General features: G+C 66.7%; 22 protein-coding genes and 1 tRNA gene. 7 read left to right on the plus strand and 16 right to left on the minus strand.

Translation table 11 applies throughout. The annotated features are described in order from the left end of the window. Window positions 1-2: 2 nt before the first annotated feature. The 8 genes from ACUSIJ_RS00425 to sppA are packed head-to-tail and all read right to left on the minus strand — an operon-like array spanning window position 3 to window position 7,035. Window positions 3-1,322 carry a bifunctional folylpolyglutamate synthase/dihydrofolate synthase gene (locus ACUSIJ_RS00425; protein ID WP_449306374.1) on the minus strand — a complete coding sequence of 440 codons (1,320 nt, stop codon included), beginning with the start codon at window positions 1,320-1,322 and terminating at the stop codon, window positions 3-5. Window positions 1,323-1,381: 59 nt separating this feature from the next. Further along, window positions 1,382-2,329, minus strand: coding sequence for an acetyl-CoA carboxylase, carboxyltransferase subunit beta (gene accD / locus ACUSIJ_RS00430; protein WP_449306375.1), 948 nt, complete (start codon window positions 2,327-2,329; stop codon window positions 1,382-1,384). Between the two features lie 27 nt (window positions 2,330-2,356). Then, window positions 2,357-3,190: a tryptophan synthase subunit alpha gene (gene trpA, locus ACUSIJ_RS00435; protein WP_449306376.1), complete on the minus strand. Its 834-nt coding sequence runs from the start codon at window positions 3,188-3,190 to the stop codon at window positions 2,357-2,359. Continuing rightward, the gene (trpB, locus tag ACUSIJ_RS00440) at window positions 3,187-4,476 is read right to left on the minus strand and encodes a tryptophan synthase subunit beta (RefSeq protein WP_449306661.1); all 1,290 of its coding nucleotides are present in this window, start codon (window positions 4,474-4,476) and stop codon (window positions 3,187-3,189) included. Before trpB ends, trpA begins: the two co-directional genes overlap by 4 nt. A gap of 25 nt (window positions 4,477-4,501) precedes the next feature. Next, window positions 4,502-5,203 carry a phosphoribosylanthranilate isomerase gene (locus ACUSIJ_RS00445; protein WP_449306377.1) on the minus strand — a complete coding sequence of 234 codons (702 nt, stop codon included), beginning with the start codon at window positions 5,201-5,203 and terminating at the stop codon, window positions 4,502-4,504. Then, a complete protein-coding gene (locus ACUSIJ_RS00450) occupies window positions 5,193-5,585 on the minus strand; it encodes a lipopolysaccharide assembly protein LapA domain-containing protein (RefSeq protein ID WP_449306378.1) in 393 nt (130 codons plus the stop codon). The genes ACUSIJ_RS00445 and ACUSIJ_RS00450 overlap by 11 nt, the downstream gene beginning before the upstream one ends. 44 nt (window positions 5,586-5,629) lie before the next feature. Then, complete coding sequence (gene ihfB, locus ACUSIJ_RS00455; RefSeq protein ID WP_449306379.1) at window positions 5,630-5,968, minus strand: integration host factor subunit beta; 339 nt, start codon at window positions 5,966-5,968, stop codon at window positions 5,630-5,632. A gap of 59 nt (window positions 5,969-6,027) precedes the next feature. Further along, a complete protein-coding gene (gene sppA / locus ACUSIJ_RS00460; protein ID WP_449306380.1) occupies window positions 6,028-7,035 on the minus strand; it encodes a signal peptide peptidase SppA in 1,008 nt (335 codons plus the stop codon). A gap of 597 nt (window positions 7,036-7,632) precedes the next feature. On the opposite strand from sppA, the gene ACUSIJ_RS00465 reads away from it, so the two are divergent. After that, window positions 7,633-10,431: an autotransporter domain-containing protein gene (locus ACUSIJ_RS00465; RefSeq protein WP_449306381.1), complete on the plus strand. Its 2,799-nt coding sequence runs from the start codon at window positions 7,633-7,635 to the stop codon at window positions 10,429-10,431. A gap of 96 nt (window positions 10,432-10,527) precedes the next feature. Here ACUSIJ_RS00465 and rpsA read toward each other — a convergent pair whose 3' ends face one another. The 5 genes from rpsA to ACUSIJ_RS00490 form a co-directional block, all read right to left on the minus strand. Further along, window positions 10,528-12,231, minus strand: a complete 1,704-nt coding sequence (gene rpsA / locus ACUSIJ_RS00470; protein ID WP_449306382.1) for a 30S ribosomal protein S1 — start codon at window positions 12,229-12,231, stop codon at window positions 10,528-10,530. A gap of 338 nt (window positions 12,232-12,569) precedes the next feature. After that, the gene (locus tag ACUSIJ_RS00475; RefSeq protein ID WP_449306383.1) at window positions 12,570-12,980 is read right to left on the minus strand and encodes a DUF4332 domain-containing protein; all 411 of its coding nucleotides are present in this window, start codon (window positions 12,978-12,980) and stop codon (window positions 12,570-12,572) included. 267 nt (window positions 12,981-13,247) lie between these two features. Next, a tRNA-Met gene (locus ACUSIJ_RS00480) sits at window positions 13,248-13,324 on the minus strand. Window positions 13,325-13,571: 247 nt separating this feature from the next. Beyond that, window positions 13,572-14,771 carry a PQQ-dependent sugar dehydrogenase gene (locus ACUSIJ_RS00485; RefSeq protein WP_449306384.1) on the minus strand — a complete coding sequence of 400 codons (1,200 nt, stop codon included), beginning with the start codon at window positions 14,769-14,771 and terminating at the stop codon, window positions 13,572-13,574. A 26-nt stretch (window positions 14,772-14,797) separates the two neighbouring features. Further along, window positions 14,798-15,013: a hypothetical protein gene (locus ACUSIJ_RS00490; protein WP_449306385.1), complete on the minus strand. Its 216-nt coding sequence runs from the start codon at window positions 15,011-15,013 to the stop codon at window positions 14,798-14,800. 264 nt (window positions 15,014-15,277) lie between these two features. Between ACUSIJ_RS00490 and ACUSIJ_RS00495 the strand changes: the two genes are divergently transcribed. Beyond that, a complete protein-coding gene (locus ACUSIJ_RS00495; protein WP_449306386.1) occupies window positions 15,278-16,480 on the plus strand; it encodes a pyridoxal phosphate-dependent aminotransferase in 1,203 nt (400 codons plus the stop codon). Here ACUSIJ_RS00495 and ACUSIJ_RS00500 read toward each other — a convergent pair. Further along, window positions 16,464-17,318, minus strand: a complete 855-nt coding sequence (locus tag ACUSIJ_RS00500) for an MBL fold metallo-hydrolase (protein WP_449306387.1) — start codon at window positions 17,316-17,318, stop codon at window positions 16,464-16,466. The two genes, ACUSIJ_RS00495 and ACUSIJ_RS00500, sit on opposite strands and share 17 nt — an antisense overlap. Window positions 17,319-17,904: 586 nt before the next feature. Then, entirely contained in the window at window positions 17,905-18,621 is a 717-nt protein-coding gene (locus ACUSIJ_RS00505) for a pyrimidine 5'-nucleotidase (protein ID WP_449306388.1), read from the minus strand. Window positions 18,622-19,098: 477 nt separating this feature from the next. Between ACUSIJ_RS00505 and fabA the strand changes: the two genes are divergently transcribed. From fabA to ACUSIJ_RS00530, 5 genes are all read left to right on the plus strand, one after another. Further along, window positions 19,099-19,626: a 3-hydroxyacyl-[acyl-carrier-protein] dehydratase FabA gene (gene fabA / locus ACUSIJ_RS00510; RefSeq protein WP_449306389.1), complete on the plus strand. Its 528-nt coding sequence runs from the start codon at window positions 19,099-19,101 to the stop codon at window positions 19,624-19,626. Between the two features lie 307 nt (window positions 19,627-19,933). Next, entirely contained in the window at window positions 19,934-21,157 is a 1,224-nt protein-coding gene (gene fabB / locus ACUSIJ_RS00515) for a beta-ketoacyl-ACP synthase I (protein WP_449306390.1), read from the plus strand. 26 nt (window positions 21,158-21,183) lie between these two features. Further along, on the plus strand, window positions 21,184-22,005 hold the full coding sequence (fabI, locus tag ACUSIJ_RS00520; protein ID WP_449306662.1) for an enoyl-ACP reductase FabI: 822 nt from the start codon (window positions 21,184-21,186) through the stop codon (window positions 22,003-22,005). Window positions 22,006-22,212: 207 nt separating this feature from the next. Then, window positions 22,213-22,494: a BrnA antitoxin family protein gene (locus ACUSIJ_RS00525; RefSeq protein ID WP_449306391.1), complete on the plus strand. Its 282-nt coding sequence runs from the start codon at window positions 22,213-22,215 to the stop codon at window positions 22,492-22,494. A gap of 173 nt (window positions 22,495-22,667) precedes the next feature. Beyond that, entirely contained in the window at window positions 22,668-23,588 is a 921-nt protein-coding gene (locus tag ACUSIJ_RS00530; RefSeq protein ID WP_449306392.1) for a YihY/virulence factor BrkB family protein, read from the plus strand. On the opposite strand, the gene ubiG is transcribed toward ACUSIJ_RS00530, so the two are convergent. Further along, window positions 23,561-24,334: a bifunctional 2-polyprenyl-6-hydroxyphenol methylase/3-demethylubiquinol 3-O-methyltransferase UbiG gene (ubiG, locus tag ACUSIJ_RS00535; protein ID WP_449306393.1), complete on the minus strand. Its 774-nt coding sequence runs from the start codon at window positions 24,332-24,334 to the stop codon at window positions 23,561-23,563. The two genes, ACUSIJ_RS00530 and ubiG, sit on opposite strands and share 28 nt — an antisense overlap. Between the last annotated feature and the right edge of the window lie 145 nt (window positions 24,335-24,479).

Genomic DNA, 24,479 nt, shown 5'->3' on the forward strand with positions numbered 1-24,479 from the left:
ATCTATTGCGGCGGCGTGCCGTTGGCAGCCAGCACGTCGCCGGCGAGGTAGAGCGAACCCGCGATCAGCACGCGCGGCGGACGCTCCCAGACCGTGTCATGGATCGAGGCCAGCGCCGCCTCGACGCTGCCGAAATGCGAGGCCTGGAAACCCGCCTTGCGCGCGATCTCCGCGATCTGCTCGGGCGGACGCGCCGCCACCTGCGACAGGATGGGCACCGCCAGCACCTCCTTGACGAGGCCCCGGAACGGTTGCAGAAAGCCGTCCGAATCCTTGGTGCCGAGCGTGCCGCACACCAGCACGAGCGGCGCGGGGTTCCTTTCCTCGATCTCCGCCATGGCCGCCGCCAGCACCCGCCCGCCGTCCGGATTGTGGCCGCCGTCGAGCCACAGGTCCGCGCCCTCCGGCAGCAGCGTGATGAGGCGTCCGCGCGCCAGCCGTTGCAGACGGGCGGGCCAGTCGACCCGCAGCATCCCGGCCTCGAAGGCGCTCACCGGCAGGTTGCCGAACCCGGCCGCCCTGAGCGCGGCAATCGCCGTGCCCGCGTTCACGTGCTGGTGCCGGCCGGAAAGGCGCGGCGTCGGCAGGTCGAGCAGGCCCCGTTCGTCCTGATAGACGAGGCGACCGCTCTCCTCGTGCACGGTGAAATCCTGCCCGCCGACGAACAGGCGCGCGCCGATGCGGTCCGCCTCCGACTCCAGCACGGCGGCGGGCTCCGGGTCCTGCGGCGCGATCACGGCGGGCGCGCCGCGCTTGAAGATGCCGGCCTTTTCCTTGGCGATCAGCGTCACCCTGTCGCCGAGGAAATCGGCGTGGTCGAGCGACACCGGCGTCACCACGGCGGCGGCGGGCTCGGCGATGACGTTGGTCGTGTCGAGGCGCCCGCCGAGCCCCACCTCCAGCAGCAGCACATCGGCGGGATGGGCGGCGAAAAGCACCAGCGCGGCCGCCGTCGTCATCTCGAAGAAGGTGATCGGCTCCCCGGCGTTCACCGCCTCGCAGTGACGGAACGCCTCGACCAGAGCGGTCTCGCCGACGAACCGCCCGCCGCCCGGCCGACCCAGCCGGATGCGTTCATGAAAGCGCACGAGATGCGGCGACGTATAGACATGCACGACGAGCCCCGCCGCTTCGAGGATGGCGCGCATGAAGGCGATGGTCGAGCCCTTGCCGTTGGTGCCGGCGACGTGGATGACCGGCGGCAGCCGCTGCTCGGGATGGCCGAGCTTCGCCAGCAGGCGCTCGATACGCTCCAGCGACAGGTCGATGACTTTGGGGTGCAGCGCGAGGAAGCGCGCCAGCAACGCCTCGGACGATTCCATTCAAACGCCTCCGGCCCGGATCGCGAACACCCCGGCGGCTGGAAAACGCGGCGTGCGCATCATGACGGGCGGCTGTCGGCCGCCGGCAGGGCGGCTTCCAGCTCCGCCTCGACAACGGCCTCGTCGTCGTCCTGCGGCTCGGGCTCCGCGACGACGGGCTTCGGCTGATGGGTGAGCAGCCGGCAAAGGCGCGCGAGGGTCGCTTTCAGCTCATGGCGATGCACCACGAGATCGACCATGCCGTGCTCGTGCAGATATTCGGCGCGCTGGAAGCCTTCCGGCAGCTTCTCGCGGATGGTCTGCTCGATGACGCGCGGGCCGGCGAAGCCGATGAGCGCGCCCGGCTCCGCGATATGCACGTCGCCGAGCATCGCGTAGGAGGCCGTCACGCCGCCGGTGGTCGGGTTGGTCAGCACCACGATGTAGGGCAGGCGCGCCTCGCGCAGACGGTCGACCAGGATGGTGGTGCGCGGCATCTGCATCAGCGAGAGAATGCCCTCCTGCATGCGCGCCCCGCCCGAGGCGGTGAAGATCACGAACGGCGTGCTGCGCTCGATCGCGGTCTCGGCGCCCCTGATGAAGGCCTCGCCCGCGGCAAGGCCGAGCGAGCCGCCGATGAAGTCGATATCCTGCACCGCGACCGTCACGGGCGATCCCTCGATCGCGCCGACGCCGACCTTGATGGCGTCCGCAAGGCCCGTCTTGGCGCGCGCGTCGCGCACACGGTCGGTGTAGCGCTTCTCATCGCGGAACTTCAGCGGGTCGAGCCCCACGTCGGGCACCGCCACGTCCTCCCACACCCCGTCATCGAAGGTGATCTTCAGGCGCTGCAGCGCGCCAAGGCGCATGTGATAGTTCGATCCGGGAATGACGTTGAGGTTGGCCTCGACATCCTTGTGGAACACCATCTGCCCGGTCTCGGGGCACTTGATCCACAGGTTCTCGGGCACCTCGCGGCGAAACAGCGTCTTGATCTTCGGCCGAACGACGTCGGAAATCCAGTTCATCGCAACTCTCTCTCAAGGTGCTTCGGATCAGGCCTTGCGTTTGGAAACGGAACGCACCCCGTCCGCCAGTTCCCGCACCAGCGCCGTGATAGCCGGCACGGTGCCCGCGCCCGCCCGCCCCTCGGCATCGAGCGAGCCGCGCAGCGCATCCACCACCGCCGAGCCGACCACGACGCCGTCCGCGCCGCGCGCGATGGCCACCGCATGCTCGCCGGTGCGCACGCCGAAACCTACCACGACAGGCAAGTCCGTATGACGCTTGATGCGGCCGACGGAAGCCGTGACGGCCTCGAAATCCGGCACCGCCGTCCCCGTCACGCCGGTGATGGAGACGTAATAGACGAAACCGCTCGTGTTGGCGAGCACCGTGGGCAGACGCGCGTCGTCGGTGGTCGGCGTCGCGAGGCGGATGAACGCGAGCCCTGCCCTGAGCGCCGGCAGGCACAGCTCCTCGTCCTCCTCGGGCGGCAGGTCGACGACGATGAAGCCGTCCACGCCCGCCGCCTTCGCGTCGGCCAGGAAGCGCTCGACCCCATATATATAGATCGGATTGTAATATCCCATCAGGATGACCGGCGTTTCGGCGTCGCGCTCGCGCAAGGCGCGCACGAGATCGAGGGTGCGGGCAAGCGTCTGGCCGCCCTTCAGCGCGCGCTGCGCCGCGAGCTGGATCGCCGGCCCGTCCGCCATGGGATCGGTGAACGGCATGCCGAGCTCGATGATGTCCGCGCCCGCCTCCGGCAGCGCCCTGATGGCGGCGAGCGACGTCTCGTAATCCGGATCGCCCGCCGTGATGTAGGTGACGAGCGCGGCGCGCCCTTCCTCGTTGAGCCGCGCGAAACGGCGTTCGATGCGGCTCATGCTCCGGCTCCCTCCCCGGCGGAGGCTGCGAGGCGCTCCGATACCTGGTCGATGTCCTTGTCGCCGCGGCCGGACAGGTTGACCACCATGACGTGCTCCCGCGGGCGCGCGGCCGCGAGATCGGCCGCCCGCGCCAGCGCATGGGACGATTCGAGCGCCGGAATGATGCCCTCGAGCCGCGACAGTTGCTGGAACGCCGCCAGCGCCTCGTCGTCGGTCGCGGACAGATAGGTCACGCGGCCGGTCTCGTGCAGCCAGGCGTGTTCCGGCCCGATGCCGGGATAGTCGAGCCCGGCGGAGATGGAATGCGCTTCGGCGATCTGGCCGTCGTCGTCCATCAGCAGATAGGTGCGGTTGCCGTGCAGCACGCCCGGACGCCCGCCGGCGAGCGAAGCCGCGTGCGCGCCGGAATCGAGCCCGTGCCCCGCCGCCTCGACGCCGAAAATCTCCACCGACGGATCGTCGAGGAAGGGATAGAACAGCCCCATGGCGTTCGAGCCGCCGCCGATGCAGGCGACGAGCGAATCGGGCAACCTGCCCTCCAGCGCCTGCGTCTGCTCGCGCACCTCGCGCCCGATCACCGACTGGAAATCGCGCACCATCGCCGGATAGGGATGCGGCCCCGCCACCGTGCCGATGCAGTAGAACGTGTCCGCGACGTTCGTCACCCAGTCGCGCAGCGCCTCGTTCATCGCGTCCTTGAGGGTGCGCGCGCCCGACTGCACCGGCCGCACCTCGGCGCCGAGGAGCTCCATGCGCACGACGTTCGGCCGCTGCCGCGCGACATCGACCGCGCCCATGTAGACGACGCATTGCAGGCCGAAGCGCGCGCACAGCGTCGCCGTCGCCACGCCGTGCTGGCCGGCGCCGGTTTCGGCGATGATGCGCTTCTTGCCCATGCGCAGCGCCAGCAGGATCTGGCCCAGCACGTTGTTCACCTTGTGCGAGCCGGTATGGTTCAGCTCCTCGCGCTTCAGATAGATCTTGGCGCCCTGCCCCGCCGGTGCGCGGGCGCGGACCTCCTCCGTGAGCCGGTCGGCGTAATAGAGCGGACTGGGGCGGCCGATGTAATGTGTCTGGTGCGCAGCGATCGCCGCGGCGTAGGCCGGATCCGCCTTCGCCTCCTCGTAAGCCTTCTCGAGCGACAAGATGAGCGGCATCAGCGTCTCGGCGACGAAGCGGCCGCCGAAGATGCCAAAATGGCCGTGTTCATCCGGCCCCGCGGTATAGGAATTGGGCTTGTTGCTCACGCTGTCAGATCCTCGGGACGTTTCTGGAGGCTTCATGGCACGGTCACGAAGGGACATACTGTTATTGTCCGGCCGTGTCCAATGCTTCCCGCGCCGCCCTTGCGAAAGCGTGGATCCGTGCGATGTCCTTGACGCCCGGCGCGGACTCCACGCCCGACGACACATCGACCCCGCCGGGCTTCGTCAGTGCGATCGCCGCGGCCACGTTTTCCGGGGTGAGCCCGCCGGAGAGCAGGAACGGCAGCCCGAACCCCTGCCCGGCGATCAGGCGATGGTCGAAGGGCACGCCGTTGCCGCCCGGCAGCAGCGCATCGGGGGCGGGCCTCGCGTCGAGCAGCAGCCTGTCGGCCACGATCCTGTAGTGGCGCGCTTCCTCGATGTCGGACGCATCGCCGATCCCGACGGCCTTCATCACCAGTGCGTCGAACTGCCCCCGCACCAGCGCCGCCCGGGCGGGCGGCTCGCTGCCGTGCAACTGAAACCAGTCCGGCGCGATGCTTTGCGCGACGGCGGTCAATTCGGCGTCGGAGGCGTCGACCGTCAGCGCGACGACGGCCACCGCGGGCGACAGGCGCCGCGCCAGCGCGGCGAGTTCCGCCGCCCGATGATAGGTGACATGGCGCGGGCTTTTCGGAAAGAACACGAAGCCGACCATGTCCGCCCCTGCGGAGACGGCCGCCTCGACGGACTCGGGGGTGCTCAGACCACAAATCTTGATCACGCCCCGCGACGGTGCGCCCGGGCTACCTGGATCAGTGGACATTGGCTCGCGCGGGCGGTGCGAGAACGCCGGCGGACGACGGGCCGGCCGCCGGCCGGATGGCTTGCGACTGGGCCGCCGGCGCCCAGGAGGACTGGCGCTGATGCGCAGCCTCGGCCCGGACGCGGTCGAGTTCCCGCGCCCGCTCGCGCGCCGCGCGACGGTACCTCCCCTGCGACCACCACACGGCGAGCCCGCCCCAGACGACGCCCACCGCCGCCGCAACCAGCAGAACAACGAACAGCGGCGCTGAAAAAGCCACGAGCGGAGCCGCCCCGGAGAACGGGTCGAGAGACACCTGCACCGGCGTCCGGTTCGCCACCGCCAGCAGGATGATCACAAGCGCCAGCGGCAGGACAATCAATACGCGGACCAGTGTCTTCACTTGCTATGCCTCATCTCTCACGCGTGCCGTCACCGGCGTACCCGTCAGTTCCCGGCGGCCTTGCGGCCGGACGCCGCCGAAGCGTCGTCATCAAGGGCGTCGCGCCCGCCGTTCAGCCGCAGCCGCATCTCCTTGCCCGTCTTGAACACGGGGATCATCTTGGCCTCAACCTCCACCGTCTCGCCGGTACGGGGATTACGGCCAACACGCGCATCGCGCTTCTTGACGGAAAAGGCGCCGAATCCACGCAATTCCACCCGGTCGCCACGAGCCAACGCACGTGTGATCTCTTCCAGAATGGCATTGACGATGTTCTCGACGTCACGCTGGTAGAGATGGGGATTTTGCTCCGCAATCCGCAGAACCAGTTCGGATTTGATCATCAACCCCACTCTTTTTGATCGTTTAATTGGATAGGCACGGATATCTACTTGAAAAAATGTTATTTTTCGATCTCAGGGTGCCAGAGCGAAAGCAGGCCGTCAAGCCGGCGGGCGCTCATCCCACCCCCCAGCCGGTCGACCGCCGCCGCCAACCGCTCGAAACCCGCGACCTCGGCGACGAAAGCCGCGCTGCCGATGAGATCGAACCTCTCGCCGCGCGATCTGCGTCTCCACTCGCGCACGGGGAGATCCCGCGCTATCGCGCGCTCGGCCGTCAGCCAGGTCACCGCCTCGCGCTCGCCTCCCAGCTGGTCGACGAGCTTGAGCTCGATCCCCTGGCGGCCGGTGAAGACGCGCCCGTCCGCCACACGCGCGAGTTGCGCATCGTCGAACCCACGCCGTTCGCGCACGAGGCGCTTGAACCAGTCGAAGCTGTCCTGCACCAGGCTTTCGAGAGCCGCGCGCGCCTCGGGCGAGGTGGGCGTGAGGCCGCTCGGCGCCGCCTTCAGGGGGCTCGACTTCACCTCCTCGACATTGACGCCGATGGAGTCGAGCAGCTCGGTCACGTTCGGATACTGGAACAGCACGCCGATGGAGCCGACGAGCGACGTCTCCCGCACCAGGATGCGGTCGGCGCCGAGCGCGGCGATATAGCCGCCGGAAGCGGCGAGCGTATCGACCACCGCCACCACCGGCTTTTCGCCCGCGAGCCGCCGCAGGGCGTCGTGCACCGCCTCGGATCCGGCGGTGGTGCCGCCGGGGCTGTCGATGCGCAGGACGACAGCGCGCACCGCGCTGCTGCGCCTCACGTCATTGATGAGATCAATGGTGCGCTGGTCGCCGGTGATCAGGCCGTCGAGCTTCACGCGGGCGACGTGCGGACGCGAGCGCGACACCCCGTCGCCGAACAGCGCCAGACCGCCGGACACAACCAAGGCGAGCAGCGCCACGAACGCAAGCACACGCCAGACGGTCACGCGCCCGCGCAACCGACGGCGATCAGCGATGAGATCCGCCTCGTAACTCATATCCGTCCTAGCCTGAACCGAGAATCGGCTCTCACTCATGAAGATCCGATCCAACACCGGGCACAGATTAGAGCAATTCCCCCGCTTTTGAAAACCCTATTTTTGATAAGTAATTGATATGCCCCGCCTTCATACAGCTTTTACGTGGATGTGCTTAGCGCAATGAAGCAACGTCCATCCAGCATGTCTCGCACATCACTCCCTCAAGACGGATACCGTGCCTAGGGTCAATTTGATGCGAAAACAAAAAGATAAAGCAGCATACAGAAAAATGGGCACCGCTTTTCGGATAAAGCTCATGCGCAAGACAAGAGACGGCGCGGCGGCACCGATGCATGATTTCCTTCTATCGCGCCAGCGCGCCGGCCGTGGCTTCGGTCCCCTGCCCCGTCAGACATGCATTTCGGCGGGTCTCTCCTTTCGGCAAGCTCCTCGTCGTCCGATCCATCCGCGGCATGGTTCCGACAGTCAATTATGGATAACTCGTTGCTGTAAACTGCAGTACAATTGACGAACTCGTCTCAGTATAGGACAAATCATGCGCAGTCTGCGGCGGGCAACGTGACGCTGCGGTCATGTTCATACAGATGCACGCTGCCATTGCCGTCGAAACAATCCATGGGGACGGAATCGCATATGAGTACGAACGGCATTTCTGCGTGGCGAGGGCGGGACTTCTGGAATCATTCCGGGAATCATATTGCCGTCGTCGCGTTGGCGTGTGCTCTTCTGGCTCCCGCTTCCGCCCGGGCCATCGCGCTGAACGACCTGGCCACCGAAGCCGCGGGGGGAATCGAGAACTTCTGGGATCGGGAGAACGCGCTGCCGGGCGTCGTTTCGCTGGCCTTGCCGGTCGGCAACAACTGTACGGGCACGTTGATCAATTCCCGTACGGTCCTGACAGCCTCGCACTGCATCGTGGCGGATACGAATTCCCTGCAGGCCATTGTCCGCAATAATCAGTACACGATCCGTTTCGCGCCCGACCTGGCGGCCGGAGCGACGGAGCACGACAGGTCCCTGTCCGGCGCGCTGGCGCATCCGGATTATCAAGCCGGTCTTGTCGGCCGGGGCGACATCGCGCTGCTGTCCCTGAGCAGCCCGGTGACCGGGGTTGCGCCGGTGCGCGTCTACCGGCCCGGCGACCCCTTGCCGGAAGTGGGCTCGCTCGTGACCATCGCCGGATACGGCTTCGCCGGCACCGGAACCGAGCCCGCTGCGCTCTATGATAACAAACGGCGCATTGCGCAAACACGCATCGGCGGCGGAACCGACGGCGGCGGGGTCGCCTATCTCGCCCAGTTCAGGGATCCGCTGTCTCCGGACGATCCGGATTTCGCGGATCTGGACGCGCTCGGCTTCCCGGTCCCCTACCTCCAGGGCGAGCCGGGCGCGGGCGACAGCGGCGGGCCGATGTTCCTCGTCACGGAACAGGGGCTGATCCAGATCGGCACCGTCATCGGCGGCAGTGACGGCTATGGATCGTTCAATTTCTGGACACCCATCCCCGATCATGTCGACTGGCTGGCACGGGAAAATCCGCTCCGGGACGTCGTTTCGCTTGAAGGGCGGCACTTCTGGAGCGACGGTCTCGGCTGGTCCGGTGACCCGCCGTCCAACGTCGACGGCAACTTCGACGGCTGGGGCCGCCTCGGACGCTACTACAACGTCACGATCGGCGATCGTTCCGCCGTCACGCTCGATGTCGACCCGGTCATCGATTCGCTCCGGGTGGCGGGCGACGCGGCGCGGCTCGATATCACGGCGGCGCACAGTCTGACCTCGCTTCTCGGCGTCGCCGTGAGCACCGGCACGGTCGTGGTGGATGGCGCGCTGATCGCGGGCGCCGGCGTGCATCTTTCCGGCGGCGAGCTGCACGGGTCCGGCAGGATCGACGCCTTCGGCGGCGTGTTCAACACCGGTGGCATCGTCGCGCCGGGCGGCCCCGACGCGGTGGGCACGCTCACCATCGACGGGTCGTATCGGCAGGGCGCGGCGGGCAGCCTGTCCGTGGATATCATCGGGGGCGAGGCGGACCGCCTCGCCGTCTCCGGCCGGGCGGACCTCGCCGGCACGCTCGCCCTGAACGCCCATATCGACCGGTTCGACCCTGACCGTCGCTACACCCTCGTCTCGGCCGGCAGCGGCGCTCATGGACAATTCACGACGGTTACGGACGACGGCCATGCCTTTATCGCGCCGTTCGTCTCCTATGGCGCGCAGGCCGTCGACGTCCGCTTCGGACGCAACGACGTGGCGTTCGCGAGCATCGCCCTGACCCGCAACGCGCAAGCGGCCGCGCGGGCGCTGGAGAACGTGGACCGGGCGAGCGCCCTCTTTCAATCCGTCGTCCTGACCCGGACCGAAGACGTCGGCGCGCTGCGCCGTTCGCTCGATCTTCTGACCGGCGAGGCGCATGCGTCGGCGGTGTCCGTGGGCTATGGACAGGCTCAGGCGCTGCACGGCGCGCTGCTCGGCCATCTGCGGGGTCCGCTCGCTGCGCCAGCAGCGGACGCGGCGCTCCGCCCCCGCGCCTTTGCCCCGGCGGCGGGCGGTGCGGCCGACAGGATCGATCCGATCGCCGCGGCGCTGGCGCCGCCGGCTCCGCCGCCGCGGTTCGGCTTCTGGGGCACCGGCTTCGGCTCCTGGGGCCAGACGCGCGGCGACGGCAATGCGGCGACGCTCGACACCGCAACCGGCGGCTTCGTCATCGGCGGCGAGGCCGCGCCCGGCGACAACTACCGCCTCGGCGTGGCCGGCGGCTACGAGCGCACGACCTTCGATATCGACAGGCGTCTGTCGTCCGGCGTTGGCGAGGGCGTGTTCGGCGCGCTTTACGGGTCGGCCCGCTGGGGCACGCTGTCCCTGCGCGCCGGCGGCGCCTACAGCTTCAATACCACGCAGGTGCGCCGCAGCGTGCTGCTGCCGGGCTACCGCGACGGCGCCTCCGTCTCCTATGGCGGCAACACCCTGTCGGCATTCGGCGAGATCGGATACCGCATCGCGCTCGCCGGGGGCGAGATCGAGCCCTTCGCCGGCGCGTCGTTCATCCGCCTCCAGACCGACAGCTTCCAGGAGCGCGGCGCCGCCGCCGCACTGTGGGGACCAGCAGGAACCTACGATCTCGGCACGACGACGCTCGGCGTGCGGGCGGAAGCTTCGGTCACTGACGCGGTTCCCCTGCGCGTGCGCGGGCTCATCGGCTGGCGTCACGCCTTCGGCGACGTGAGGCCGGAGGTTCTGCTGTCGCTCGGCGGTATCGGCAACGCCTTCAAGGTCGAGGGCGTGCCGGTGGGCGAGAATGCGCTGGTAGCCGAGGCGGGGTTCGACTGGCAGCCTGTGGAGGCGCTGACGGTTGGCGTGTCGATCAGCGGCCAGATCGGTCCGAAGAGCCAGACCCACACCCTCAAGGGCAATCTCGTCTGGAAGTTCTGACGCTGCGCGGCACTGCCGCCGCGAGCCCAATCGAAAAAGGCCCGCGCGGCGTACCGCGCGGGCCTTCTCCATTTTGCTGCCGGACCGGACCGGGGCTTACTTCTTCTCGGTCGCCTTCTTCAGCGCGGCGCCGAGGATGTCGCCGAGCGACGCGCCCGAGTCGGTCGAGCCGTACTGGGCGATGGCTTCCTTCTCCTCGGCCTTCTCCAGCGCCTTGATGGAGAGCTGGATGCGGCGCGCCTTGCGGTCGAACTGAACGACGCGCGCGTCGACCTTCTCGCCGGGCGAGAAGCGCTCGGGGCGCTGGTCGTTGCGGTCGCCGGCGAGTTCGGCGCGGCGGATGAAGGCGGTGAGGTCGGTGTCGACGATCTTCACCTCGATGCCGGCGTCCTTGACTTCCAGCACCTCGGTGGTGACGGTCGAGCCCTTCTTGATGTCGGAGGCGTCGGCGAAGGGGTCGCCCTCGAGCTGCTTGATGCCGAGCGAGATGCGCTCCTTCTCGACGTCCACGTCGAGCACGACGGCGCGCACGACGTCACCCTTCTTGTACTCCTCGATGACCTGCTCGCCGGGACGGTTCCAGTCGAGGTCGGTGAGGTGCACCATGCCGTCCACGTCGCCGTCGAGGCCGATGAACAGGCCGAACTCGGTCTTGTTCTTGACCTCGCCCTCGACCTCGGTGCCGATCGGGTTCTTCTCGGCGAAGGCTTCCCACGGATTCTGCAAGGTCTGCTTGAGGCCGAGCGAAATGCGGCGCTTGACCGGATCCACCTCGAGGATCTGCACGTCCACCTCCTGCGAGGTGGAGACGATCTTGCCGGGGTGGACGTTCTTCTTGGTCCACGACATCTCGGAGACGTGGATCAGGCCCTCGATGCCGGGCTCGAGCTCCACGAACGCGCCGTAATCGGTGATGTTCGTGACGCGGCCGGTGAAGCGGCTGTCAACCGGATAGCGCTCCGCGATGCCTTCCCACGGATCGGCGAGGAGCTGCTTGATGCCAAGCGAGATGCGGTGCGTCTCGTGGTTGATCTTGACGATCTTGACCTTGACCGGCTGGCCGATGGTGACGACGTCGGTCGGGTGGTTGACGCGCCGCCATGCCATATCGGTGACGTGCAGCAGGCCGTCGATGCCGCCGAGATCGACGAACGCACCGTATTCGGTGATGTTCTTGACCACACCCTCGATGACCTGCCCCTCTTCGAGGTTCGCCACGAGTTCCGAACGGGCCTCGGCGCGCGTCTCCTCCAGCACCGTACGGCGCGAGACGACGATGTTGCCGCGGCGGCGGTCCATCTTGAGGATCTGGAACGGCTGCGGCACGTTCAAGAGCGGGGTGACGTCGCGCACGGGACGGATGTCGACCTGCGAGCGCGGCAGGAACGCCACGGCGCCGTCGAGGTCGACCGTGTAACCGCCCTTCACCTGGTTGAAGATGACGCCGGTCACCTTCTCGTTGTTCTCGAATGCCTTCTCGAGCTTGACCCAGCTCTCCTCGCGGCGTGCCTTGTCGCGCGAGATGACGGCCTCGCCGAGCGCGTTCTCGACACGCTCCAGATAGACCTCGACCTCGTCGCCGACGCTGAGCGTGCTCTCGCGGCCGGGGCCGACGAATTCCTTCAGCGGCACGCGGCCCTCGGTCTTCAGGCCGACGTCGATGACGGCGACGTCCTTCTCGATGGCAACGACAACGCCCTTGACGACGGACCCTTCCTGGGACTCCTGACCGCCGAACGATTCCTCGAGAAGAGCGGCGAAATCCTCACGGGTGGGGGCATGGTTAACGGATACGGACATGAAAACTCCTGACCAACGACGCCGACGGCTCGAAAAACGGGCCGTCCCCGCCTGCCGGCGCCGCGCGGCCTGGCAAGCCCACGCGATCTTCCGCTGAAGCCAGCGGGTCGGCGCCTCGTGGCCGACAGTAGGGAACAGTTCCGGCAGGATGCGGCGGGAGACAGGGGCGCGGGCGCCGTCGGACGACATCCCCACAACACCAATCGCGACCAACACCAAAAGGGCGCGATTGACGCGCCCCACCATCACCAGCGGGCGATGACTGCCAGACGGGGTGAACCTACACGTGAAACGCCCCGTTCACAAGCATTTTCAACGCACCCGCAGCGGATATCGGTTCAGTAGGTGAGCAGCGGCGGCAATGCCTTCGCTTCCTCTATCCACTTCTCGACCACTTTCTCGCTGGGCAGCGCGCGCACGAAATTGCCCTTTTCGTTGGCCTCGGCCAGCGCCTTGGTGAGATTGGCGGCGTTGCGGTGCTTGAGTTCCTTGACGGTGTCGACGCCCGCGGCCTCGAGCAGATCGGAATATTCCTTGCCCACGCCGTGGATGCGCAGCAGATCCGCGATGTTCACCCACCGGAGGATCAGCCCATCGTCGATGCCGGTAGCGGCCACCAGTTCCCTGCGTCCCTTGGGATCGTGCCCACGCTCCAGCAGCGCCTCGGTCGTCGCGACGCCCGCGGCCTTCAGCGCTTCCACGTGGTTTTCTCCGATGCCCTCAATACTGCCGATTGCATATGATGTCACGACTTGCCCCCTTCACATCCGATACCAACAGACGGTTGCACAGAGCGGCAATTTCTCGCGTGAATAACAGTTCGGCTTGCAGAAATCGCCTGCTAGACCATGACGCTATGCCGGCATCAGCTTGGACGCAACAGCAAACAGGGCGAAAGTGCGAGATCCGCTCCAATATTCCCGCCGCATTGGCGGCCCATAACGCAGGCGCCCTCGCCGGGATGCGACCGGGCGGGCCGATGCCGGCGAGACAAAGGGCTGCGGATGAATGCGGATTGGTAGCAGTGGGCAGACTTGAACTGCCGACCTCCGGGTTATGAATCCGGCGCTCTCACCAACTGAGCTACACTGCCGTGGCCGAAAACCGTAAAGACGTTCCGGCCGCGCAACTGCGTCGCGCACCTGACCCCGCGGATATAGGAAATAGCCGCCACGTCTGTCAAGGCGCTTGATGGCTCCGGCCGCAATCTCGGCCCGGATGCCACCAGACATATATTGCTATCGGTTGACCATGCACGGAATGGACGCTCCCTCGCGCAGAACGAGCCCCGCATATTCATAGGGGCGCCGCGCACCGAGGAAGCCGCATCTCGGCACGGTTCACTGTGCCGGGGAAACGCGCAGGATGCGGCCGTCGTCGCTGTCGGTCAGCAGATAGAGATAGCCGTCGGGCCCGGTGCGCACGTCGCGGATGCGCTCGTTCAGCCCGGTGAGCAGGCGCTCCTCGTGGGTGACGGTCTCGTCCGCCACCTCCAGCCGGACCAGCGCCTGCCCGGCCAGCGCGCCGACGAACAGGCTCTCGCGCCAGGGCACGATGCGGCCGCCGCGATGGAACGCCAGGCCGGATGGCGCGATCGACGGCACCCAGTAATAAACGGGCTGCTCCAGCCCCTCCCGCGCCGTGCCGATGCCCACCGGCGCGCCCGAATAGTCCACGCCGTAGGTGATGATCGGCCAGCCGTAGTTGAGCCCCCGGCGGACGATGTTGATCTCGTCGCCGCCGCGCGGGCCGTGATCCGCAATCCACAGCTCGCCGGTGACCGGGTGGAGCGCCGCGCCCTGGGGGTTGCGGTGTCCGATCGACCAGATTTCCGGCAGCGCGTCGTCCTGGCCGACGAAGGGATTGTCGATGGGGACGCTGCCGTCGGTATTGATGCGCAGGACCTTGCCGAGATGGCTGTCGAGATCCTGCGCCTTGTCCCGCGTCGTAAACCGGTCGCCGATGGTGATGAACAGCAGGCCGTCCTCGGCGGGAACCACGCGCACGCCGAAATTGGCCGTGCCGCTGAACGTTTCGTTCTGGCGGTAGATCACCTCCACCTGCGAGAGCGCGCGGCTCGGCAGATCGACGACGGCCCGAATCAGCGCGATCCCGGATCCGCCGTCACGGGGCTCGACATAGGCAATGTACACGACGTTGTTGGCCGCGAATTCCAGATCGAGGGCGATGTCGAGCAAGCCTGCCTGCCCGCGCGCGAAGACCGCCGGCACGCCGGCGAAAGGCGCCGAGAGGCTGCCGTTCGCCTCCACCCGGCGAAGCCGCCCCGGCCGTTCGGTCACCAGAAACGAGCCGTCCGGCAGGAAGGCGATACCCCATGGATGCTCCAGCCCCGAGGCGACGGTCGTGACGGTGATCTCGGCCTTTTCCGTGCGTTCGCCATGCGTTGCGGTTTCCTGCGCACCAGCCGCCGCGACGGCAATGGCCGCCAGCGCCGTCGCAAGCCCGCCCGCAGGCAGCAGGGCGAACGCGCCTGCGACCACACCCCGACGCATGCCGTCGGCAATCTTGCGCAGCGCCATGAAACCCTCTTCGAATATGGCGACGGTCAGGATGCCCGCGGCAGCACCAGAACAGCCGAAGGCGCCTGCGCCTGATGAGGCGGCGTGGACAGCGCACCGGCCGCCACAGCCAGCGTGGCCATGATAATCGCGCCAGCGAGGATCGCCGAGATCCTGAATTGCCGCGCGGCTTCATTCGGCGCGAAGGCTACCACGCGCCTGTGATGATAATCCGACATACGGATCGGATCAGTTTTTCCCATGTCCGGCTCCCGTCGTTTCTATCCGCGCTGTCATCCTGCCCGTGCGGCCACGTGCTGCGCACTCTGGCAGAAATCGCCGCGCGGCGCCTGCTCAGGTTAACGACTGGGTTAACGATAGGTTCCACGGCGGGCGCGGCCCCGCGCGGCGTTTCCGGCTTGCCAGTTCCGGCTGGCGGGACTAGGTTTCACGCCTTGGGAATTCAGCGTTCCCGAAGCGGGCGGCGTTCGCCCGCCATCCAAGCCACTCTCAAGGAGCTTTCGATCATGGCCTTTCTCGCCGATGCTCTGTCACGCATCAAGCCGTCCGCAACCATCACGCTGACGCAGAAAGCCCGCGATCTCAAAGCCCAGGGTCGCGACGTGATCTCGCTGTCGGTCGGCGAGCCCGATTTCGATACGCCGGACAACATCAAGAACGCGGCCATTGAGGCCATCCGGCGTGGCGAGACCAAGTATACCCCCGTGGCCGGCATTCCGCAGCTTCGCGAAGCCATTTCGCGCAAGTTCAAGCGGGAGAACGAGCTTGACTACAAGCCTTCGCAGGTCATTGTGGGAACCGGCGGCAAGCACGTGATCTACAACGCATTTCTTGCCACCCTGAACCCCGGCGACGAGGTGGTGATTCCGGCCCCCTTCTGGGTGAGCTATCCCGAGATCGTGGCGCTGACCGGCGGGACGCCGGTCATTGTCGAGACCCGTATCGACAAGGGCTTCAAGCTGCAGGCGGAAGACCTGGAGCGCGCCATCACGCCCAAGACCAAGTGGGTGGTGCTGAATTCGCCGTCGAACCCCTCCGGCGCCGCCTATACGCGGGACGAGCTGAAGGCCGTGACCGATGTGCTGGTGCGCCATCCCCAAGTCTGGGTGATGACCGACGACATCTACGAACACCTCGTCTATGGCGACTTCGAGTTCGTCACGCCGGCGCAGGTGGAGCCCAATCTCTACGAGCGCACGCTGACCATCAACGGCGTGTCGAAGGCCTATGCCATGACCGGCTGGCGCATCGGCTACGCCGCCGGCGCGGAGACGCTGATCAAGGCCATGGACATGGTGCAGGGGCAGCAGACGTCGGGAACCTCCTCGATCTCGCAATGGGCGGCGGTGGAGGCGCTCGACGGGCCGCAGGATCATCTTGCGGTGTTCAAGAAGGCGTTCGAGGGCCGGCGCGACCTCATCGTCTCGATCCTGAACCAGACGCCGGGCATCACCTGCCCCACACCCGAGGGCGCATTCTACGTCTATCCCTCGGTCGCGCCGCTGATCGGAAAGAGGGCGCCGTCGGGGAAGGTCATCGAGACGGATGAGGACTTCGTGCTCGAACTGCTCGCCGCCGAAGGCGTGGCAACGGTGCACGGTTCGTCGTTCGGCTCCGGCCCGAACTTCCGCGTCAGCTACGCCACGTCGAACGACAAGCTCGAACAGGCCGGCCACCGCATCCAGCAGTTTGTCAACAGCCTGAAATAATCATTTGATTTTCCGATCGTTTCCCGTTGGCAACAGCGGGAAACGATACGGCGAGGCCGTCGCGTGCGACGAACGAGCCGGGCAGCGCGGCGTTCAGCCTGTCGTTGTAGAGCCCGAGACGCTCGTCGTTATGGCGGGGGTGCAGATGGAAGGCCGCCATCGCCTTCGCCTTGGCGGCGTCGCACAGCACGAGCCCCGCCTCGCAGGTCGAATGGCCCCATCCCTTGCAGCGGGCGTACTCCTCGACCTCGTACATCGCGTCGAAGATCACGAGATCGGCATCCGCCACGAAGGCGGTGAGGTCTGCCGGCGGCCAGTTGGTCCCGTGCTCGACGTCGCTCACATAACATACCCGCCGGCCGTGGAAGTCGAAGCGATAGGCGCTTGCCCCGTCCGGATGGAACAGCGGGCAGGTCGCGACCTTGAAGCCGTCATCGAAGTTGAGGGTCTCGCCGGCGCGAAAACCGACATACCGGAACTGCGCCGGCAGATCGTCGAGACGCACGGGAAACAGCGGCGGCGAGAACAGGCGATCGAGCGCCTCCCGCCCATCGGCGCCGCCGAGATTGCCGACATGGAGGCGGATGGTGTTCTGGCGGCCGAGGGCGGGGGCAAAGAACGGCAGGCCGATGACGTGATCGAGATGCAGATGGCTGAGCAGCAGGTCGATGACGCTTCCCGGCTCGTCGTCCGCAGGGCATTTGCCGCCGGTCAGCGCGTTGCCGAGGGGCGCAATGCCGCTGCCGGCGTCGACGACGAACAGCCGCTCGCCGCAACGGACCTCGACACAGCACGTCCTGCCGCCGAAAACGGCGTACTCGGGCCCTGAAACCGGCAACGAGCCGCGTACCCCCCAAAAACGCACCGACAACATATCGGCTGGAGGGTGCTGCACGGCTTGGGCAAGAGAGCCCGCCACAGGTTGCGTCAGTGCACTCATGAAAAGCAGCCTATCAGCATTCGCATCGGCAAGGCGTGCGATACTGCACCCTATAACTGTTCGACAATATAATCGAACCTGTCCACCCTGCGCCGCCGGTTTTTCCCCGGGAACACGGATGCCATGACCGTATCGAAGCAGAAAGCGCGCGCATTGTCCGGTTCGATGCGCAAGGGGAAGACGTGACGCCGGCTCTATGCTCTCGGCTCTGTCCCATAATCCGCCGGAGATCGGAACGTGCCTCGCCGGCCGGTCGTCGGGGGGCAGGCAAAAAACAGCCCGGCAGCCTGAGAACGGGAGGGGGCACCGCGGACGGTCCGCTCTACAGGCTGCCGAGCCAGGCACCGACGTGCATGACACGCCGGCGACAAGGGATCACTGAAACGCGGGGCGCGAGGTACTCGCGCCGAGCGGCTTCACTTCAATGGTCACTGAAGTAGCATTATTGACACGAATCATCAGTGCGTTGCCGCACGTGTCACTTTCACGACATCTGGGGCATGATTCCGCTAAGGAAATCCGCGAGATCGGTCGTGTGGTGCGCCACGTGGACGGCCGTGGACCGCGCCTGTTCGTGGGCTTCCCGGTGCGGATCGAGCGTCGCCGGCAGCACGAGCACCGTCTGCATGCCGAGCTGGTGCGGCACGGCGAGGTTGGCGGAAAGATCCTCGAACATGGCCGAGCGCGTCGGATCGATCCCGAAGCGGTCGAGGAAGCGCGCATAGGTCTGCGCTTCGGGCTTGGGCACGAATTCGGCGTCGACGATATCGAATGTGTCCTCGAACAGCCCGGTGATGCCGAGCCGCGCCACCACCGCGCCGGCATGCCCCCTGGAACCGTTGGTGAGGATGAACCGCCGGCCGGGAAGCCGTGCCACCGCCTGCCCCAGCCGCACATTGTCGGCCAGGGCCGAGTAGTCGATGTCGTGGGCGAAATCGAGGAACGCGTGCGGATCGATGTTGTACTCGTGCATCAGGCCGCGAAGGGTGGTGCCGTAGCGATAATAGTAATACTTCTGCAAGGCGCGCGACGAGATGGCGTCAAGCCCGAGCAGCGCGGCTATATAGAGCGTGATGCGGGTGTCCACCTGCGGCCAGAGGCCCGATTCGTGCGAGTAGAGGGTATTGTCGAGATCGAATATCCAGGTGTCGACATGCGCGAACCTGGCGGCTGCAGAAACGCCGTTTGCCTTCTCCGCCATTCCCGATTTGCGCTCCCTGTTGACGTTTCGGCCGATTCGCCGGGCGAGACCGTGCCCGCCGGGGCCAACCAAGATGATGCAGGCGGGCGACGTTCTCAAGGGCGGCGAGCGGACCGTGGCCGCAACAGCTCCGGCACCCCGCGCAATAGCGGAATCGTGAGCTGAACAGCTTCGCCAAACCTCGATCCCGGCCTTGACCCCGGCCCCGTTTCCGACTCCGATCTTGCAGAATCAAGCCTGTAGGACAACATAAACTCGCCTGCGCCGCTTTCAGGCGGGCGGGCAATATGTTAGGAAGCGCCGAACGAGGCAGCGTGCAAAAAGGCCGGAATCGTCCGGCGCGCCGCTTCTATCGATGCAACAGTTTGAATTCGCGCTGCAATTTCAGATTCGCCGTCAGGTGCCGCTCCAGGGTAGGAGTCAAGGGCATTTGCATTCTGAACGATGACGAAAAGATGAAAGGAACGACCGGGGGACATGGAGCGCCAGTCGAGTTTTGATTATGAGCAGCTTCTCGCTTGTGGGCGGGGAGAACTGTTCGGTGCCGGCAACGCACAACTGCCCCTGCCGCCGATGCTGATGTTCGACCGTATCACCTCCATCACCGAAGATGGCGGCGAGCACGGCAAGGGCGCCGTCACGGCCGAGCTCGACGTGCGGCCGGACCTGTGGTTCTTTTCATGCCACTTCAAGGGCGACCCGGTCATGCCCGGCTGCCTCGGCGTCGACGCTCTCTGGCAGCTCGTCGGCTTCTTCCTCGGCTGGCTCGGCGCGCCCGGGCGCGGGCGGGCGCTCGGCGTGGGCGAAGTGAAGTTCACCGATCAGGTGCTGCCCAACATCCGCAAGGTGGTCTACGGCGTCGACCTCAAGCGGGTTTTCCGCTCCAAGCTGGTTCTGGGCATCGCTGACGGCTGGCTGGAGGCCGACGGCAAGCGCATCTACACGGCCAAGGACCTGCGGGTCGGGCTGTTCACGGCCGACGACACGGCCGCCGCCGGGGCCTGAGCCCGGAAACGCGGCAGGGTGCGGCGACGGATGCGGATTCGGCGTTCCGGAACACATTGAGCCGGAACCATGAGCAACTCCACACCGCGCCGGGTGACTGGACACCGCCCTGCCCCGTCGCCATATGGCGCGATGTGGTTCGCGGCCCGCGACAACACGGATGTGCCGTGCGTGCGCGTCCGCGGTTGCGCACGGCGGCCCGCAGTTTATATGGTTTCAGCAGTTTGCGCCCGCCGCCGACGTCGGGTATCGGGAAAGTGGCCACCGGCTGCAAACGCTTCATAAGGCAATAGAGGGAAATTTCGCGATGAGACGTGTCGTGGTGACCGGGGTGGGGATCGTCTCATCCATCGGCAACAACGCGCAGGAAGTGCTGGGTTCGTTGCGCGAGGCGCGTTCCGGTATCGTTTTCGCGCAGGAATATGCCGATCTGGGTTTCCGCTGCCGGGTGCACGGCGCTCCCACGATCAAGCCCGAGGACTACGTCGACCGGCGCGCCATGCGCTTCCACGGCGGCGGCACGGGCTGGAACCATATCGCCATGGATCAGGCCATCGCCGATTCGGGTCTCGAGACCTCCGATATCTCGAACGAGCGCACCGGAATCATCATGGGTTCGGGCGGTCCGTCGGCGCGCACGCTGGTGGAGGCCGCCGACATCACCCGCACCAAGGGGCCGAAACGCGTCGGCCCCTTCGCCGTGCCGAAGGCGATGTCCTCGACGGCTTCCGCCACGCTCGCCACCTGGTTCAAGATCAAGGGCGTGAACTATTCCATCTCCTCCGCCTGCGCGACGTCCGCCCATTGCATCGGCAACGCCGCCGAGATGATCCAGTTCGGCAAGCAGGACGTCATGTTCGCCGGCGGCTGCGAGGAGCTCGACTGGACGCTCTCGGTGCTCTTCGACGCCATGGGCGCGATGTCCTCGAAGTACAACGACACCCCGCAGATCGCCTCGCGCGCCTATGACCTCAACCGCGACGGCTTCGTCATCGCCGGCGGCGCGGGCGTTCTCGTGCTGGAGGAACTGGAGCACGCCAAGGCGCGCGGGGCCAAGATCTACGCCGAGATCGCCGGCTACGGCGCGACGTCGGACGGCTACGATATGGTCGCGCCCTCGGGCGAAGGCGCGGAGCGCTGCATCCGCCAGGCCCTGGCGACGGTGAAGGTGCCGGTCGACTACATCAACCCGCACGCCACCTCGACGCCCGCCGGCGACGGGCCGGAGATCGACGCCATCCGCCGCGTCTTCGGCGCGGGCGAGGCCTGCCCGCCGATCTCGGCCACCAAGTCCCTCACCGGCCACTCGCTGGGCGCGGCGGGCGTGCAGGAGGCGATCTATTCGCTGCTGATGCTCAACAACGGTTTCATCGCCGAGAGCGCCAACATCGAGGAACTCGATCCCGCCTTCGCGGACATGCCCATCGTCCGCGAGCGGCTCGACAACGTATCGCTCAACTGCGTGATGTCGAACTCCTTCGGCTTCGGCGGGACGAACGCCACGCTCGTCCTCAAGCGTCTCGAAGCCTAGGAGACGCGAACGTGACAACGGGTTTGATGCAGGGAAAGCGTGGCCTCATCATGGGGGTCGCGAACGATCATTCCATTGCCTGGGGCATCGCCAAGGCACTCCATGAGCACGGCGCGGCGCTGGCCTTCACCTATCAGGGGGAGGCGCTGCGCAAGCGCGTCGCGCCGCTCGCCGAACAGGCCGGTTCGGACTTTCTCCTGCCCTGCGACGTGGAGGACCTCGCCTCGGTCGACGCCGTGTTCGCGGCGCTCAAGGAGCGCTGGGGCAGCATCGACTTCCTGGTGCACGCCATCGCCTTCTCCGACAAGGGCGAGCTCAAGGGCCGCTACGCCGACACCACCCGCGAGAACTTTGCCCGCACGATGCTGATCTCGTGCTTCTCCTTCACGGAAGTGACGAAGCGCGCGGCGGCGATCATGCCGGACGGCGGCTCCATCGTGACGCTGACCTACGGCGGCTCCACCCGCGTGATGCCGAACTACAACGTCATGGGCGTGGCCAAGGCGGCGCTCGAGGCGAGCGTGCGCTACCTCGCCAACGATTTCGGCCCCGACGCCATCCGCGTCAACGCGATTTCGGCCGGTCCCGTGCGTACGCTGGCGGGCGCGGGGATTTCGGATGCGCGGCTGATGTTCTCCTACCAGAAGGCGAATTCGCCCCTGCGGCGCACCGTGACCATCGAGGAGATCGGCGGCACGGCGGCCTATCTCCTCTCCGACCTGTCCACGGGCGTGACCGGCGAGGTCCACTACGTGGATTCGGGCTACAACATCATCTCCATGCCGCGCACCGAGACGCTCAAGGCGCTCGACGCGACGGAAGCCGCCACGGAAGCGGCGGGGAAATAGCCCTCTCCCATCGTCGTCAAAGCGCCGGAGCCTTCTCCGGCGCTTTTTTGTCTATACGATTTGCTTGACCCTTGCCATCTGATTGTATATACACATAGGTGTATGGTTTGCTTTCGAAAGAGACGAACGCGATGTCGCAGAACGTGGCATCTCGCTTGCCCGAGCGGTAAGCCAGCGGCGCGCTCACAGGAAGGGAGTTAACCCGCTATGCCCCGGAAAGTGGTCTTTGACGACGACAATCCGGAATGGGCCGAGGAAGACTTCAAACGGGCGCGTTTGCCACATGAGGCCCTGCTGCATGAGGCCCTGCCGCCCGAAAGTCTCGCCGCGTTCCCGAAAACCCGCCGTGGGCCGCAGAAGGCTTTGAGGAAGGTGCCCGTCTCCATCCGGCTGAGTGCGGAGGTGGTTGCGCATTTCAAGGCCACCGGCCCCGGCTGGCAGCGCCGGATCGACGAGGCGCTGAGGCGGGCCGCCGGCCTCGACCGCTGACTGTCTGCGTCGCCCGGCCGCCTGCTTTTCCGCCTCCCGCGCCGCGGGCTTTTTTCCGGGCTGGGCTGTCCCGGACACATCCCGGCCTGTGGGGATGTGCTATTAATCCGGTTCCGGCCACGGCCGGTCTGGCCGATGGCGGGATCTGACCGCCGCCGACGCATGGAGGCCGCATGGGACTGGCGACCCGGTTCATGAAACTGGTCTGGCTGTCGTTTCGCCGGTTCGACGCCCACGACGGCTGGGCCATCGCCAGCCACATCGCGCTGTCGGCCCTGATGTCGCTGTTTCCGTTCGTGATCCTCATCACCGCCATCGCCTCGACCTTCCAGGCGGAGGGCCTGGCCGATTCCGTCACCGAACTGATGCTGGAGGCATGGCCCAAGGAGGTCGCCGGGCCGATCGCCCGCGAGATCCACCAGGTGCTCACCGTCCAGCGCGGCGATCTGCTCACGGTGGGCGCGCTGCTGGCGCTCTACTTCTCGTCGAACGGCGTCGAGGCCCTGCGCGTGGGCCTCAACCGCGCCTATGACGTCACCGAGACGCGCTCCTGGTGGCTGACGCGGCTGGAAGCGTTCGGCTACGTCATCGGCGGCGCGGCGGCGCTGATCGTGTTCTCGTTTCTCGTCGTGCTGGGGCCGCTGCTGTGGCGGACACTCGTGGAATACATCCCGGCGCTTGCCCCCTTGCGCGGGGTCGTGTTCGCGGCGCGCTTCTCGGTGGCGACGCTGGTGATCATCGTCGCGCTTTTCGTCGGCCATCTCTGGCTGCCGAGCGAGCGGGCGCGCGGGCGGGGCAAGCGCATCGGCGGCCGGCGTACGCTGACCGCCGTCCTGCCCGGCGTCGTAGTGACGCTGGTGCTGTGGCTCGTCGGCGGCACGGCGTTCGGCATGTATCTCGACAGCTTCGCCCGCAACTATGTCTCGACCTACGCGGGTCTGGCCTCGGGCATGATCGTGCTGGTGTTCCTGTACATGCTGGCGGCAATCTTCATCTACGGCGCCGAGCTCAACGCCGCCATCATGGTGCTGCGGGGCGAGGCGCGCCGGCCCGCCGGGCCGGAAGCTCACGCGCGCGCGGCCGCCAACATATAGTTCACCGACAGGTCCGCCGCCTGCCGCCACTCGTCGCGCAGCGGGTTGTAGACGACGCCGGCCCTGTCGGTAACGGCGAGCCCGTGGCGGGTGATCGCGGCGGCGAGTTCGTCCGGCGTCACGAACTTGTGCCAGTCGTGCGTGCCGCGCGGCAGCCAGCGCAGGATGTATTCCGCGCCGACGATGGCGAGCGCGAAGGATTTCAGGGTACGGTTCAGCGTCGCCATGACGAGCAGGCCGCCGGGCTTCACCACGGCGCAGCTCGCTCCGACGAAGGCATCGACATCCGCCACGTGCTCGACCACCTCCATCGCCAGCACGATGTCAAAAGCCTCGCCGCGCGCGGCCACGCTTTCGACCGTCTCGGGGCGGTAGTCGACGGAAAGCCCCTGGCTCTCCGCGTGCGCCCGCGCCACGGCGAGGTTCCTCTCGGCCGGATCGAGCCCGGTGACCGAGGCGCCGAGCCGCGCCAGCGGCTCCGACAGCACCCCGCCGCCGCAGCCAATATCGAGCACGGACAATCCGGCGAGCGGAGCCTCGGCGCGGCTGTCGCGCCCGAAACGATTCGCGGCGAGATCGCGGATGAACGCCACCCTGACCGGGTTGAACCGGTGCAGCGGACGCATCGGCCCGCGCTCGTCCCACCACGTCTCCGCCAACCGGTCGAAGCGGGCGACCTCCTCGGCGTCGACCGTGCCGGACACCTTGTGCGGATCGCCTCCCGCCCTCTCCTGATCGCCTGTCATGGGTCCTCCAGCCGACTCGCTCGGCAGTGTCAAGACAAAATGCATTCCAATGCAGCAGTCACCTCGCCCGCGCCATTGACACGGCGGGCCTTGCTCGGCATCTATACACGCCTTTCATGCCGTCTTCATCGGCTGAATGTCAGTT

The organism is Pseudochelatococcus sp. B33, from assembly GCF_053570585.1.

Excerpts from the sequence above, each read along its gene's own strand:
- ACUSIJ_RS00525 (WP_449306391.1), top strand. The coding sequence starts at position 22,213 with ATGCCCCGGAAAGTGGTCTTTGACGACGACAATCCGGAATGGGCCGAG.
- ACUSIJ_RS00495 (WP_449306386.1), top strand. The coding sequence starts at position 15,278 with ATGGCCTTTCTCGCCGATGCTCTGTCACGCATCAAGCCGTCCGCAACC.
- ACUSIJ_RS00505 (WP_449306388.1), bottom strand. The coding sequence starts at position 18,621 with ATGGCGGAGAAGGCAAACGGCGTTTCTGCAGCCGCCAGGTTCGCGCAT.
- trpA (WP_449306376.1), bottom strand. The coding sequence starts at position 3,190 with ATGAGCCGCATCGAACGCCGTTTCGCGCGGCTCAACGAGGAAGGGCGC.
- fabB (WP_449306390.1), top strand. The coding sequence starts at position 19,934 with ATGAGACGTGTCGTGGTGACCGGGGTGGGGATCGTCTCATCCATCGGC.
- ihfB (WP_449306379.1), bottom strand. The coding sequence starts at position 5,968 with ATGATCAAATCCGAACTGGTTCTGCGGATTGCGGAGCAAAATCCCCAT.
- ACUSIJ_RS00530 (WP_449306392.1), top strand. The coding sequence starts at position 22,668 with ATGGGACTGGCGACCCGGTTCATGAAACTGGTCTGGCTGTCGTTTCGC.
- ACUSIJ_RS00425 (WP_449306374.1), bottom strand. The coding sequence starts at position 1,322 with ATGGAATCGTCCGAGGCGTTGCTGGCGCGCTTCCTCGCGCTGCACCCC.
- ACUSIJ_RS00485 (WP_449306384.1), bottom strand. The coding sequence starts at position 14,771 with ATGGCGCTGCGCAAGATTGCCGACGGCATGCGTCGGGGTGTGGTCGCA.
- ACUSIJ_RS00445 (WP_449306377.1), bottom strand. The coding sequence starts at position 5,203 with ATGTCCACTGATCCAGGTAGCCCGGGCGCACCGTCGCGGGGCGTGATC.
- fabA (WP_449306389.1), top strand. The coding sequence starts at position 19,099 with ATGGAGCGCCAGTCGAGTTTTGATTATGAGCAGCTTCTCGCTTGTGGG.
- ubiG (WP_449306393.1), bottom strand. The coding sequence starts at position 24,334 with ATGACAGGCGATCAGGAGAGGGCGGGAGGCGATCCGCACAAGGTGTCC.
- rpsA (WP_449306382.1), bottom strand. The coding sequence starts at position 12,231 with ATGTCCGTATCCGTTAACCATGCCCCCACCCGTGAGGATTTCGCCGCT.
- ACUSIJ_RS00465 (WP_449306381.1), top strand. The coding sequence starts at position 7,633 with ATGAGTACGAACGGCATTTCTGCGTGGCGAGGGCGGGACTTCTGGAAT.
- trpB (WP_449306661.1), bottom strand. The coding sequence starts at position 4,476 with ATGAAGCCTCCAGAAACGTCCCGAGGATCTGACAGCGTGAGCAACAAG.
- accD (WP_449306375.1), bottom strand. The coding sequence starts at position 2,329 with ATGAACTGGATTTCCGACGTCGTTCGGCCGAAGATCAAGACGCTGTTT.
- ACUSIJ_RS00490 (WP_449306385.1), bottom strand. The coding sequence starts at position 15,013 with ATGGGAAAAACTGATCCGATCCGTATGTCGGATTATCATCACAGGCGC.
- fabI (WP_449306662.1), top strand. The coding sequence starts at position 21,184 with ATGCAGGGAAAGCGTGGCCTCATCATGGGGGTCGCGAACGATCATTCC.
- sppA (WP_449306380.1), bottom strand. The coding sequence starts at position 7,035 with ATGAGTGAGAGCCGATTCTCGGTTCAGGCTAGGACGGATATGAGTTAC.